Raw genomic sequence first — 12903 nt, 5'->3', positions numbered from 1 at the left:
GCGAGGCGGGCGGGACTAGAGGTGCACCTTCGGGCGGGGTGGATGGTGCACTGCCTCGCGGGGTGCTGGTGCAGGGCCCCGGGTGGGTCAGGGGTGCAGGACCACCAGGTCGTCGCGGTGCACCACTTCGCGCTCGTAGGCGGGGCCGAGCTCGCGGGCGAGCTCGCGGGTGGAGCGACCGAAGAGGCGCGGTAGTTCCTTGGCGTCGAAGTTCACCAGGCCGCGGGCGACGGCGCGGCCCGCGGTGTCCCGCAGCTCGACCGGGTCGCCCGCGATGAACTCGCCCTCGACCGCGGCGATGCCCGCGGGCAGCAGCGACTTGCGGCCCTCGACGACCGCCCGTACCGCCCCGTCGTCGAGGGTGAGGGAGCCGCGCGGCGCGGAGGCGTGCTGGAGCCACAGCAGGCGGTCGGCGGAGCGGCGCCCGGTGGGGTGGAAGTACGTGCCGGTGTCGCGGCCTGCGAGCGCGTCGGCGGCCTGGCTCGCGGAGGTGAGGACGACGGGGATGCCGGCGGCCGCGGCGATCCGGGCGGCCTCGACCTTGGTGACCATGCCGCCGGTGCCGACGCCCGCCCGGCCCGCGCTGCCGATCTTGACGTGGGCGATGTCGGCGGGCCCCGTGACCTCGGCGATCCGCGCGGTGCCGGGCACGGACGGGTCGCCGTCGTACAGGCCGTCCACGTCCGAGAGGAGCACGAGCAGGTCGGCTCGGACGAGGTGGGCGACGAGGGCGGCGAGGCGGTCGTTGTCGCCGAAGCGGATCTCGTCGGTGGCGACCGTGTCGTTCTCGTTGACGACGGGCAGGGCGCCCATGGCGAGGAGCTTGTCGAGGGTGCGCGAGGCGTTGCGGTGGTGAGCGCGGCGGCTGGTGTCGTCGGTGGTGAGCAGGACCTGGCCGACGCGGACGCCGTAGCGCGCGAAGGACGCGGTGTAGCGGGCGACGAGGAGGCCCTGGCCGACGCTGGCGGCGGCCTGCTGGCGGGCCAGGTCCTTGGGACGGCGGCGCAGTCCGAGGGGGGCGAGCCCGGCGGCGATCGCGCCGGAGGAGACGAGCACGATCTCGCGCTCTCCCCCGCCCGCCCGTCTCCCGCCACCGCCCGCAACCGAGGACCTTCGGTCCGCCCCCACGATCCTGCTCTTCGCGAGTACGTCGACGAGCGCGTCCACGCGGTCCGCGTCGAGCCCGCCCGACGCGGTGGTCAGGGACGAAGAGCCCACCTTCACGACGACCCGGTGGGCCCCCGCGACGTCCGTCCGTCCCTTTGCCCCTGTCACGGCCCTTGTCACGTACTTCCCCAATGGTCCCCATGTGCTGTGGACCAGCAATGTACGTGAGGACGCGGCGGCAGCGCCCGCGCGTTTCGCCGACCGGACGGGCACGGCCGGACGGGCGAGCGGCGGGCCGGTACCGGAGCCCCCGGGCACCGCGGGAGGCCCTTGGTCCTGCCCGACGGGCCCTAAGTCGTCAAGAGGCCGAATTTCGGCCTCCGAGTTCCATTACCTTTGCCCCTTTATACGGTGATTAGCGTCACGGAAGATTGCTCCGGAGGCACCGAGCGTCATACGGTCAGGGGTCTTCCACTAATCCGGATGAGTGTCGACCACTTATCCGGATGGGTCGGTCCGCGCAGCCGGGCCCCGCACCACCCCGCACACCCCCCGCAATGCCCCCCGTCCGAAACGCCCCCCGCCAGGAGCCCAAGCCCGTGCCCTCCGCCGGACTCGCCCCCCGCCGCCGCGTCGAACAGCTCACCGCCCTGCTGTCGATGATCGCGCTCTTCACGGCACAGCTCGTTTCCGCGCTCGTCCCGTACGTCCCGGTGTTCGTCGCCGCGGCGGCCGCGAACCTCGCGCTCGACATCTATCTGCAGTACAAGCAGCCCGGTCTGCTCTCCCTCCTGGGCAAGATCCGCTTCGATGTCACCGTCCGGCAGCTCCTGCGCGACATGCTGGTCCTCGTCGGCCTGCTGCGCATCGACGGCATCGAGCCGCTGGCCGAGCAGTCGCCGCTGACCGTGGCGCTGCTCGCGTTCTACGCTCTGCACTTCTTCTGCCAGGCCGTCGCCATCATGGTCCGCCGCGCCCGTACGCTGCCGATCGTCACGCGCAACATCGACGCCTCCGCGCTGCACCTGAGCGCCGCCCCGCCGCGCATCCTGGCCCGCCAGCAGGCGCGCCGCCTGCTCACGTTCTCGGTGCCCGCCACGGTCGGCCTGCTGCTCACCGCGGCCACCGCCGACGCGTACTGGGGCGGCATCGGACTCGGCGTCTCCCTCGTCCTGATGGGCGGCGGCGCCGCGTACCTGGCGACCTGGATGCTGCCGAAGAAGCGGGCGAAGGGCGACCAGGCCGTCATGGAGTGGCTCGACCAGTGGCTGGCCGAGTACCGGCCGACGGTCGCCATGTACTTCTCCGGCGGCACCACGTCCGCGTACCAGGCGAACATGTGGCTCTCCACGCTCTCCCAGCTCGACGGCAAGCCGCTGATCGTGCTGCGCGAGCGCTTCATGGTGCAGAAGATCGACTCCACGGACGTGCCGATCATCTGCTTCCCGAAGGTCGCCACGATGTTCTCCCTGGAGACGTCGACGCTGAAGATGATGCTGCACCCGGCGAACGCCGCGAAGACCTCGCAGGTCCTGCGCATCCCCTCGCTCAAGCACGCCTTCATCAACCACGGCGAGAGCGACAAGCTGTCGTCCTGCAACCCGTACGCGAAGGCCTACGACGAGGTGTGGGTCGCCGGCCCCGCCGCCCGCGACCGCTACCAGCTCGCCGACATCGGCGTCGAGGACAAGGACGTGGTCGAGGTCGGCCGCCCCCAGCTCTCGCCGATCCGGCCGTACGCGGGCCCGCCCACGGGCGCGTACACGACCGTGCTCTACGCCCCGACCTGGGAGGGCTGGGACGGCAACCCCGGCAACACCTCGGTCGTGCTCGCGGGCGAGAACATCGTCCGGCAGCTGCTCGCCGACCCGGCCGTGCGCCTCATCTACAAGCCGCACCCGATGACCGGCTCGCAGAACCCCGCCGCGGGCGCCGCCAACGAGCGCATCAAGGCCATGATCCGCGAGGCCGCCGCGAAGCGCTCCGGCCCCCGCCCCGGCCCCGAGGCCGCGGCCGAACTCCTCGCCCGCGCGGACGCGTTGAACCTGCTCACCGCCAAGAAGTTCCGCAAGAGCGTGGACGAGCAGGAGCGGATGATGCTCCAGGGCGCGCCCGACGGCGACAGCCGGGCCGCGATCGCCGAGGCGACCGCGGCGTGGGAGTCGGCGTACTGGGCCTCGCTGCCCGAGTGGGAGCACCAGATCGTCACCGAGTCCCGCCCGGCGATCTTCTCCTGCTTCAACCAGGCCGACCTGCTGATCAGCGATGTCTCCTCGGTCGTCTCGGACTGGCTGAGCAGCGAGAAGCCGTACGCGGTGGCCAACACCTCCGGGATGAGCGAGGCGGACTTCCGCTCCGGCTTCCCGACGGTGCGCGCCGCTACGGTCCTCACGCCCGATGCGGACGGCGTGCCCGCCCTCCTGGAGGCCGTGCGCAATCCGGAGAAGGACGCGTTCGTGGAGGCCCGCGCCGAGCTGAAGGAGCACCTCCTCGGCCCGTCCGACCCGCCCTCCATCGTCCGCTTCAACGCGGCGGTCCTGGCCCTGTCCGCCAAGTCCGACGCCCGCCGCGCCCGTGCGGCGGCTCGCCAGGACGCGGAGATCCCCGCCCAGCGGGAGGAGTCCACGGAGACGGTGGACGCCGCGGAGGCCGCGATGGACGCGGACCCGACGGAGGAGCTGGAGTCGGCGTAGTCGGGCCGGGGGCCTCGGCCGGGCGGCAACCGCAGGCCCCACCGAAGTCCGACCTCGGCTGATAGCGAAGGGCCCCGGAGCGATGATTCGCTCCGGGGCCCTTCGCCGTGTCCCCTGACGGCGAGCCGACGGCTACGGGGCTCCGACACGGCCCCTGGCGGTGAGGCGGGTCCGACCGTCACGGGCGGGTGCTCTCCGACGGCCAGCCGACGGACTACCGCCGCCCCGCACGGCCCCCGGCGGTGAGCCGGGTCCGACCGTCACGAGCGGGCGGGTGGGAGAAGCCCCCGCAGGGGGCGAGGGCTGCCGCCCGCCCAGGGCCCACGGCCTAGAACGGGTCGAAGTCGTCGTACGCCCGCTCCGCCTCGTCCCGCTCCGCGTCCCGGTCCCTGCGGCGCTGCGCGGCCGGGCGGGGCGCCTCGAAGCGGTGGTCCTCGCCGCGCCGTCCGAGCATCTCCGCGCCCGCGGACACCGAGGGCTCCCAGTCGAAGACGACCGCGTTGTCCTCGGGGCCGATGGCCACGCCGTCGCCCGCGCGGGCACCGGCCTTCATCAGCTCGTCCTCGACGCCGAGGCGGTTGAGCCGGTCCGCGAGGTAGCCGACGGCCTCGTCGTTGTTGAAGTCGGTCTGGCGCACCCAGCGCTCCGGCTTCTCGCCGCGCACGCGGAACACGGCCTCGCCCTCGTCCTCCTCGCGGGTGACGGTGAAGCCGGCGTCGTCGACGGCCTTGGGCCGGATGACGATGCGCGTGGCCTCCTCCTTGGGCTTCGCGGCCCGCGCCTCGGCGACGAGCTCGGCGAGCGCGAAGGACAGCTCCTTGAGGCCCTTGTGGGCGACGGCGGACACCTCGAAGACGCGGTAGCCGCGCTCCTCCAGGTCGGGCCGCACCAGGTCGGCCAGGTCCTGGCCGTCGGGGATGTCGACCTTGTTGAGGACCACGAGGCGCGGCCGGTTCTCCAGGCCCGCGCCGTACTCCCGCAGCTCCGCCTCGATCACGTCGAGGTCGGAGACGGGGTCGCGGTCGGACTCCAGGGTGGCGGTGTCCAGGACGTGCACGAGCACGGAGCAGCGCTCCACGTGGCGCAGGAACTCAAGGCCGAGGCCGCGGCCCTGGCTGGCGCCGGGGATGAGGCCGGGCACGTCGGCGATGGTGTAGACGGTGGAGCCCGCGGTGACGACGCCGAGGTTGGGCACGAGCGTCGTGAACGGGTAGTCCGCGATCTTCGGCTTGGCGGCGCTGAGCACCGAGATCAGCGAGGACTTGCCCGCGCTCGGGTAGCCGACGAGCGCGACGTCGGCGACGGTCTTGAGCTCCAGGACGACGTCGCCGCCCGTACCGGGCTCGCCGAGCAGGGCGAAGCCGGGCGCCTTGCGGCGGGCGGAGGCGAGCGCCGCGTTGCCGAGCCCGCCGCGGCCGCCCTGCGCGGCGACGTACGTGGTGCCGTGGCCGACGAGGTCCGCGAGGACGTTGCCCTGCTTGTCGAGGACGACGGTGCCGTCGGGCACGGGCAGGACCAGGTCCTGGCCGTCCTTGCCGGAGCGGTTGCCGCCCTCGCCGGGCTTGCCGTTGGTGGCCTTGCGGTGCGGGCTGTGGTGGTAGTCGAGCAGCGTGGTCACGGACTGGTCGACGACCAGGATGACGTCGCCGCCCCGGCCGCCGTTGCCGCCGTCGGGGCCGCCGAGCGGCTTGAACTTCTCACGGTGGACGGAGGCACAGCCGTGGCCTCCGCTACCCGCGGCGACATGCAGCTCGACGCGGTCCACGAAGGTGGTCATGGTTCAGTGCCTCCTGGGGGTCCCCCGGCCGAAGGTGGGGGAGTACGGGGATGTCTTACGTCTAACACGCGAAGGGCGGACCCGCTTCCCGCACTCTCAGGAGCACGAGAAGTCGAGGTCCGCCCTCAGCGAAGAACTTGTTCTACGGAGCCTGAGTGATCAGGCGACCGGAACGATGTTCACGACCTTGCGGCCGCGGTGGGTACCGAACTCCACCGCACCGGCGTCCAGCGCGAACAGGGTGTCGTCCTTGCCGCGGCCGACGCCCGTGCCCGGGTGGAAGTGGGTGCCGCGCTGGCGGACCAGGATCTCACCGGCGTTGACGGTCTGACCGCCGAAGCGCTTCACGCCGAGCCGCTGAGCATTGGAATCGCGCCCGTTCCGGGTGGACGATGCGCCCTTCTTGTGTGCCATCTTGTCTCAGTCCCTTACTTCGCAGCCGTGGGGATGCCGGTGATCTTGATCGCCGTGTACTGCTGACGGTGACCCTGACGACGGCGGTAGCCGGTCTTGTTCTTGTACCGAAGGATGTCGATCTTGGCACCCTTGTGGTGGTCCACGACCTCGGCGGTGACCTTGATGCCGGCCAGGACCCACGGGTCGCTGGTCACGGCGTCGCCGTCGACAACGAGCAGGGTCGAGAGCTCGACCGTGTCGCCAACCTTGGCAGTGGAAATCTTGTCAACCTCAACGATGTCGTCGACAGCAACCTTGTGCTGGCGACCACCGCTGCGCACGATGGCGTACACGCGGATCTCTCTCTCGCTCGGAACGGGACCCCCGCAGTCCAGCCGCCCCGCGCCGATGGCGCGAGCGGCCTCTCCCCGATGTCACGCGGAATTCCGTGTGACGTCCGGGAGGAATGAGGTTTACAGGGGTTGGGCGTGCATAGGAACACGCCGACGGTCAAGGTTACGGGGCTCGCCCGGACGGGTCAAACCGGCCCCCGCCGCCCTACCGGGTCGGCTTCTCGCCGTCCGGCGGCAGCGGCTTCACGCCCCGGCACAGATCCGTCTTGTCGCTGGTCCCCGGCCAGGCCACCTTCTTCACCCGGTCGAAGTGCCTGCGGTAGGTGTCGTGCACCGAGTCGTCGTCGACCTTCACGATCACCTCGTCGTTCTCGCGCAGCGCGGGCGCCGTGTAGTTCTGCGAGCCGGTGAAGGAGACCTTGTTCCGCTTGCCGTCGTACACGCCGTCGATGAGGACGTACTTGCTGTGGATGATGTACGGCGTGGTCAGCTTCCGGCCGGGCACGAGCGGGTCCCGGTCGTCGTTGTAGCAACGCAGCGAGGGGCCGCCGGGCCTGTGCAGGGCCTCCCAGGTGCCGGGGGTGCCGCCCTGGCTCTTGGCGCTGTCCGTCTCGGCGTACACCAGGTCCACCGCGCAGCCCGCCTTCTTCAGGGAGACCAGCTTCTCGGCGATCTGCTTGCGTGTGATCTTGAAGATGGAGGCACGGACCTTGGTCTGCCGCTTCACGCCGTTCGCGTCCTTGTAGGTGCACGCGACGTTGTTGAGGACCGAGTACATGGTGTCGGTCTCGTTGACCGTGCCCTCGCGCGGGAAGAAGTACGCCTTGTAGAGGCCGTTGCTGACCGTGCGGTAGTCCCAGTGCCGCCAGTCCTTGCGGACCATGTCGTCGAAGTAGTCGGCGAACGCGTCGTACATCGTCGGGTTGTCGGGGAGCAGCAGCGCGTCGTTGAAGAACTTGGTGTGCGCCGACGGCGTGGAGTTCGACGTGGTCTGCACGACGACGTCACGGGCGCCCTTGACCTCGGAGAACAGCCAGAACTTGTTGTGCATGATCGACTTGCCGTGGCGCGGGTCGCCCAGGCAGGACTTGTCCGCCGGGCACAGCGAGACGAAGGACTTCTGGGTCCGGTCGGTGCCGAGCGACGACGCGAGTCTGGGGTACGAGGGGTTGCCCGGGCGGTCCGTACGGCTCGTCGAGTCGAGCAGGATCTGTACGTGGACGCCGCGCTCGCGGGCTTTCAGGAGCGCGTCGACGATCGGGGCCTCCCACACGTGGTAGACGGCGACCTTGATGGTCGAGCCGGGCACGGCCGCGTCGGTGAGCTGGATCAGGCGGGTGCGGATCGCGTGCTGCGCCTCTTCCGTGCCGAGCGGGTCGTTGAAGACGGGACCCTCGGTCCAGGTGGGTGTCGTACCGGTGGGTCCTTCGGCGGGGGCGGCCCCGGCGATGCCCGTCGCCTGCAGGCTCGCCGCCGAGAGCACCGTGGCGAGTGCCGCCGCCTGCCGTCCGCCCTTGACCTGTTTCACGGCGCGGTGGCGTCCCGTGCCTCTGAGGCGCAGCTGCGCCATGGTGCATCCCTCCCCTGACTCCGGCGCGCGGTCTCCCCACGGCACGCCGGTGCCCTGCCCTCACGGTCGACTCTTCAACTCTTCACGACAACAAACCGTATGAGTCTTACAGGTAAACCCTCGACGGTCCAAGTGGAGGGCGAAAACAGCACATTGAGCGCGCCGGACCGGCATCATGCGCACCGAAGCCGCGGCGTCGCCCGGCACGGCCCCGGACATGCCGGTGCCCCCGGCACGGCGAACTCGCCGTGCCGGGGGCACCGTTGCTGCGGTGACTTCCCGCGAAGGTCAGCCGGGGCGTCCGGTCACGTTCGCGACCGGACGCCCCGCACCGGCCTCAGCCCGCGTCGGCCGGGGCGGCGACCGCGGTGCCCGACTGCTCGGCGGCCGCGGCCTTCTTGGTGGTCTTCGCCGCCTTCTTGGCCGTCGTCTTCTTGGCGGCCGTCTTCTTCGCCGTCGTCTTCTTGGCCGCGGTCTTCTTCGTCGCGGCCTTCTTGGCGGTGGCCTTCTTGGCCGTCTTGCGCGCCGCCTTCTTGGCGGCCGGAGCGGCTTCCTCGGCGTCGGCGGCGGGCGCCTCGGGCGCCTGGTCCGCGGCCGCCTCGGCCGGCTTGTCCGCCGCGGGGACGACCAGGACGGCCGCCTCCTCGGACGCGGTCGGCGCGGTGGCCTTGCGCACGGCACGGCGACGCGGGCGCGCCGGGGGCTCCGGGGCCGCCCCCGCGACCGGCTCGGCCGCGGCGACCGGCTCGGTGGCCGGGGCCTCGGCGACCGGCTCGGGCTTGGCGGCCTCCGCGATGATCACCTCAGCGCCGTCGGCGGCCGCCTTCGGCGAACCGGCCGGAGCCGTCGCCTTGCGGGTCGCCCGACGCCGCGTACGCCCCTTGGGAGCCGCGTCGTCCTCGACCGGGACCTCCACCGCGGGGGCCTCGACGGGCTCGGCGACCGGAGCGGCCGCCGGGGCCTCCTCGACCGGGACCTCCACCGCGGGCACCTCGGCGGCCTCCTCGACCGGCTCCGCCTTGGCCTTGCCCGCCCGCGACTTGGCCTTCTTCTCGGCACGCGCGGCCTTGGCCGCACGCCCGCTCTTCTCGGCCCTCTCCGGCTTCTCGGCCTTCTCCGGCTTCTCGGCCTTCTCGACGGGCTCGGGCTGCTCGGCCCGCTCCACGCTCTCCGGCGCCTCGGCCTCGGCCGTCTCCGCCTTCGGCGCGCCCGCCGGAGCCGACGCCCGCCGCGTGGCCCGACGCCGCGAACGGCCACGGGAAGCGGCGGCCTCGGCCTCGGCCGGGCTGCTGTACAGCTCCTCGTCGGGCACGAACGCGGGCTCGGGCAGCGCCAGGGGCTCGGCGATCTCGGCGGCGACCTCGGCCGCCGTCTCGACGGCCTCGGCACCCGACTCCGCGGCCTCGTGCGTGTGGTCGTGGCCCGCGCCCTGCTCGGCGCCGCCACGGCCGCGCTTCTTGCGCTTGCCGCCGCCACCGGCGGTCGTCGCCTGGTCCATGTGCACGATGAGGCCGCGGCCGTTGCAGTGCACACAGGTCTCGGAGAAGGACTCCAGGAGCCCCTGACCGACGCGCTTGCGGGTCATCTGCACGAGACCCAGCGAGGTGACCTCGGCGACCTGGTGCTTGGTCCGGTCCCGGCCCAGGCACTCCAGCATCCGGCGCAGGACCAGGTCCCGGTTGGACTCCAGGACCATGTCGATGAAGTCGATGACGACGATGCCGCCGAGGTCGCGCAGCCGCAGCTGGCGCACGATCTCCTCGGCCGCCTCGATGTTGTTCCTCGTCACGGTCTCTTCGAGGTTGCCGCCCTGACCGGTGAACTTGCCGGTGTTGACGTCGATCACGACCATGGCCTCGGTCTTGTCGATCACGAGGGAGCCGCCCGAGGGCAGCCACACCTTGCGGTCGAGCGCCTTGGCGAGCTGCTCGTCGATCCGGTACGTCGCGAAGACGTCGACCTCCGACGTCCACCGCTGGAGGCGGTCCGCCAGGTCGGGCGCGACGTGCGAGACGTAGCCGTGGATGGTCTCCCAGGCCTCGTCGCCGCTGATGATGACCTTCGAGAAGTCCTCGTTGAAGATGTCGCGGACCACGCGGACGGTCATGTCCGGCTCGCCGTAGAGCAGGCTCGGCGAGCTGGTGGTGGTCATCTTCGACTTCTTGAGGATGTCCTCCCACTGCGCCTGCAGCCGCTCCACGTCACGGCGCAGCTCGTCCTCGCTCGCGCCCTCGGCGGCGGTGCGCACGATGACGCCCGCGTCCTCGGGGACGATCTTCTTGAGGATGGTCTTCAGACGCGCGCGCTCGGTGTCGGGCAGCTTGCGGCTGATGCCCGTCATGGAGCCTTCGGGCACGTAGACCAGGTAGCGGCCGGGCAGCGAGACCTGGCTGGTCAGGCGGGCGCCCTTGTGGCCGATCGGGTCCTTGGTGACCTGCACGAGCACGGACTGGCCCGACTTCAGGGCGGACTCGATGCGGCGCGGCCCGTTGGCCATGCCGAGCGCCTCGAAGTTGACCTCACCGGCGTACAGGACGGCGTTGCGGCCCTTGCCGATGTCGATGAAGGCGGCCTCCATCGAGGGGAGCACGTTCTGGACCTTGCCCAGGTAGACGTTGCCGACGTACGAGGTCGACTGCTCCTTGTTGACGTAGTGCTCGACGAGGATGTTGTCCTCGAGGACGCCGATCTGGGTGCGGTCACCGTTCTGACGGACGATCATCTCCCGGTTGACCGCCTCACGGCGGGCCAGGAACTCGGCCTCGGTGATGATCGGCACCCGGCGGCGGCCCTGCTCGCGGCCCTCGCGGCGGCGCTGCTTCTTGGCCTCGAGACGGGTCGAGCCCTTGATGGACTGCACCTCATCCGAGGGCGAGTCGTCGCCCTTCTTGCGGGGCTCGCGGACCTTGACGACCGTGCGCTCCGGGTCGCCGTCGCCCGGCTCGGTCTCGGCGGAGTCACCGGCGCGGCGGCGCCGGCGACGGCGGCGACGGCTGCTGCTGGAGCCGGAGCCACCGGCGGCCTCGGCGTCGTCGGTGTCCTCGTCGGCGCCGTCGGCCGCGGCCTCGTCGGCGTCGGACGAGTCGGCGGCGGCCTCGTCGGACCGCTCGGCGGCGTCGTCCGACTGCTCGGCGCCGTCGGCGTCGGCGGACTCGCCACGACGGCGGCGACGGCCACCGCGGCGGCGGCGCCGGCCGTGGCGCTCACCGGCGTCCTCGCCGTCGGCGGCCTCGTCGGCGCCTTCGGTGTCGACGTCGGTCTCCGCCTCGGCGGGCTCGGCCTCGACGGTCTGCTCGGGCTCCGCGGCGACCGGCGCGGCGGCGGGCTGCTCGTCCGCGGCGCGGCGGCGGCGACGGCGGCGCGGGCCCGTCTCCTCCTCGGCGACGGGCGCGGGCTCGGGCTCGGGCTCGGCGGTCTGCTCGGCCGCCTCGGCGGCGGCAGCGGCGGCGGCGCGCTCCGGGGTCTGGAACATCGGCTCGGCGAACACGGGCGCCTGGAACACGGCCACGGCGGGCCGCGCCGGGCGGCGCTCGCTGTCGTCGTCGGAACGCGCGCTCGCGGCGGCCGGCGAGGTGAATCCGGCGGCGGCCTTGCGGGTGGCACGGCGGCGGGTACGACCGCGCGGGGCGTCCGCTTCGGCCTGCTCGGCGGCCTCGGCCTCGCGGGCGGCACGGCCGCGCGGGGCGTCGGCCTGCTCCGGCGCCTCGGCCGGGGCCTCGGCGGGCTGCGCCTCAGCGGCGGACGCGGCGGCGCGGGTGGCACGGCGGCGGCCACGGCGCGGCGCGGCGTCCTCGGCGGCCGGAGTCTCGGCGACCTCGGCGGCCTTCGGCGCTGCGGCTTCGGCGGTCTCGGTGGACGCGACGGCCTCCGTGGTGGTGGCGGACTCTGCGGCCGGGGCGGCCTGCGCGTCGGCGGTGGGCGCGGACACGCTGCGGGTGGCCCGGCGACGGGTGCGGCGCGGCGCGGCGTCGGCCTCGGGCGCGGCGGCCTCGGAGGACTCGGCGGTCTCGGTGGACGCGACGGCCTCCGTGGTGGTGGCGGACTCTGTGGCCGGGGCGGACTCTGCGGCCGGGGCGGCCTGCGCGTCGGCGGTGGGCGCGGACACGCTGCGGGTGGCCCGGCGACGGGTGCGGCGCGGCGCGGCGTCGGCCTCGGGCGCGGCGGCCTCGGAGGACTCGGCGGCGGGCGCGGCCGGGCTCTCGGTGACGGCTGACGGCTGCTCCGCCTCGGCCGTCTGCGGGGCACCGGCGGGCGCGGAGGCGCGGCGGGTGGCACGGCGCCGCGTGCGAGCGGGCGCGGCCTCTGCCACGGCCGACTCCTCGGCGGCGGCAGGCGCGGTGGCCTCGGCGGCGGGCGCGGCGGCCTCGGTCGTGGCGTCGGCCGACGCGGCGGACTGCGGGGCACCGGCGGGCGCGGAGGCGCGGCGGGTGGCGCGACGCCGCGTGCGAGCGGGCGCGGCCTCTGCCACAGCCGACTCCTCGGCGGCGGCAGGCGCGGTGGCCTCGGCGGCGGGCGCGGCGGCCTCGGTGTTCTCCGCGCTCTCCGCGGGCTGGGCCTGCTCGTCCGTCTCCAGGGCCTCGGCCTCTTCGTCGACGTCGGTCGCGGCGGCCGGAGCGGTGTCCACGGCGGTGGCGGGGGTGGCCGGTATGGCCGGCCCGGCGTCCGTGGTGGTGCCCGCGGGCGGTCCCGCGGGACGCGACGCGGCCCGGCGCCGGCGGCGCGGGGGCAGGGTGTCGCTGGGTGTGCTGTTGTTGTTCGAACCCTCAGTGGGGTCGTTCGGCTCAAGCATGCGGGCGGTTCTCCCGTCACGCTCCCGGGCGCCGCGCCTGTACCGGACATGTCCGCGGCTCTCGCTTGCTGCGCGGGGCCGCCATCCGGGGGGCGTGGGCGCCGCACGGGAGCTCTCTGTGTCTTGTCTCGCCGGTTCCGTACGCCCCTTGGTGCGGACGGCCTGGCGAAAGTCTTCTGGTCAGTGCGCCGCCCGACCCAGGTGGCTCCCGAGTACGA

General features: G+C 73.1%; 7 protein-coding genes. 1 reads left to right on the top strand and 6 read right to left on the bottom strand.

What is annotated here, in order from left to right; all coding sequences use genetic code 11:
• Positions 1–87: 87 nt before the first annotated feature.
• A complete protein-coding gene (gene proB, locus QUY26_RS26415; protein WP_289950835.1) occupies positions 88–1224 on the bottom strand; it encodes a glutamate 5-kinase in 1137 nt (378 codons plus the stop codon).
• 482 nt (positions 1225–1706) lie between these two features.
• Between proB and QUY26_RS26410 the strand changes: the two genes are divergently transcribed.
• Positions 1707–3800 (top strand): hypothetical protein, encoded by a 2094-nt coding sequence (locus QUY26_RS26410; RefSeq protein ID WP_289956066.1) that lies wholly within the window; start codon positions 1707–1709, stop codon positions 3798–3800.
• A gap of 328 nt (positions 3801–4128) precedes the next feature.
• Here QUY26_RS26410 and obgE read toward each other — a convergent pair whose 3' ends face one another.
• The 5 genes from obgE to QUY26_RS26385 all read right to left on the bottom strand — a co-directional run bounded on the left by obgE (position 4129) and on the right by QUY26_RS26385 (position 12685).
• On the bottom strand, positions 4129–5577 hold the full coding sequence (obgE, locus tag QUY26_RS26405; protein ID WP_289950833.1) for a GTPase ObgE: 1449 nt from the start codon (positions 5575–5577) through the stop codon (positions 4129–4131).
• Between the two features lie 159 nt (positions 5578–5736).
• Complete coding sequence (gene rpmA / locus QUY26_RS26400; RefSeq protein ID WP_030362615.1) at positions 5737–5991, bottom strand: 50S ribosomal protein L27; 255 nt, start codon at positions 5989–5991, stop codon at positions 5737–5739.
• A 14-nt stretch (positions 5992–6005) separates the two neighbouring features.
• The gene (gene rplU / locus QUY26_RS26395; RefSeq protein ID WP_030362614.1) at positions 6006–6326 is read right to left on the bottom strand and encodes a 50S ribosomal protein L21; all 321 of its coding nucleotides are present in this window, start codon (positions 6324–6326) and stop codon (positions 6006–6008) included.
• A gap of 205 nt (positions 6327–6531) precedes the next feature.
• Entirely contained in the window at positions 6532–7896 is a 1365-nt protein-coding gene (locus tag QUY26_RS26390; protein WP_289950822.1) for a phospholipase D-like domain-containing protein, read from the bottom strand.
• 337 nt (positions 7897–8233) lie between these two features.
• Positions 8234–12685: an Rne/Rng family ribonuclease gene (locus tag QUY26_RS26385; RefSeq protein ID WP_289950821.1), complete on the bottom strand. Its 4452-nt coding sequence runs from the start codon at positions 12683–12685 to the stop codon at positions 8234–8236.
• Positions 12686–12903: the final 218 nt, after the last annotated feature.

Origin of the sequence: Streptomyces flavofungini (genome assembly GCF_030388665.1) — a bacterium.
Lineage (GTDB): Bacteria > Actinomycetota > Actinomycetes > Streptomycetales > Streptomycetaceae > Streptomyces > Streptomyces flavofungini_A.
Note: the sequence above shows the minus strand (reverse complement) of the source record. Positions and strands in the feature narration are given on the sequence as shown.

Excerpts from the sequence above, each read along its gene's own strand:
- rpmA (WP_030362615.1), bottom strand. The coding sequence starts at position 5,991 with ATGGCACACAAGAAGGGCGCATCGTCCACCCGGAACGGGCGCGATTCC.
- QUY26_RS26390 (WP_289950822.1), bottom strand. The coding sequence starts at position 7,896 with ATGGCGCAGCTGCGCCTCAGAGGCACGGGACGCCACCGCGCCGTGAAA.
- QUY26_RS26385 (WP_289950821.1), bottom strand. The coding sequence starts at position 12,685 with ATGCTTGAGCCGAACGACCCCACTGAGGGTTCGAACAACAACAGCACA.
- obgE (WP_289950833.1), bottom strand. The coding sequence starts at position 5,577 with ATGACCACCTTCGTGGACCGCGTCGAGCTGCATGTCGCCGCGGGTAGC.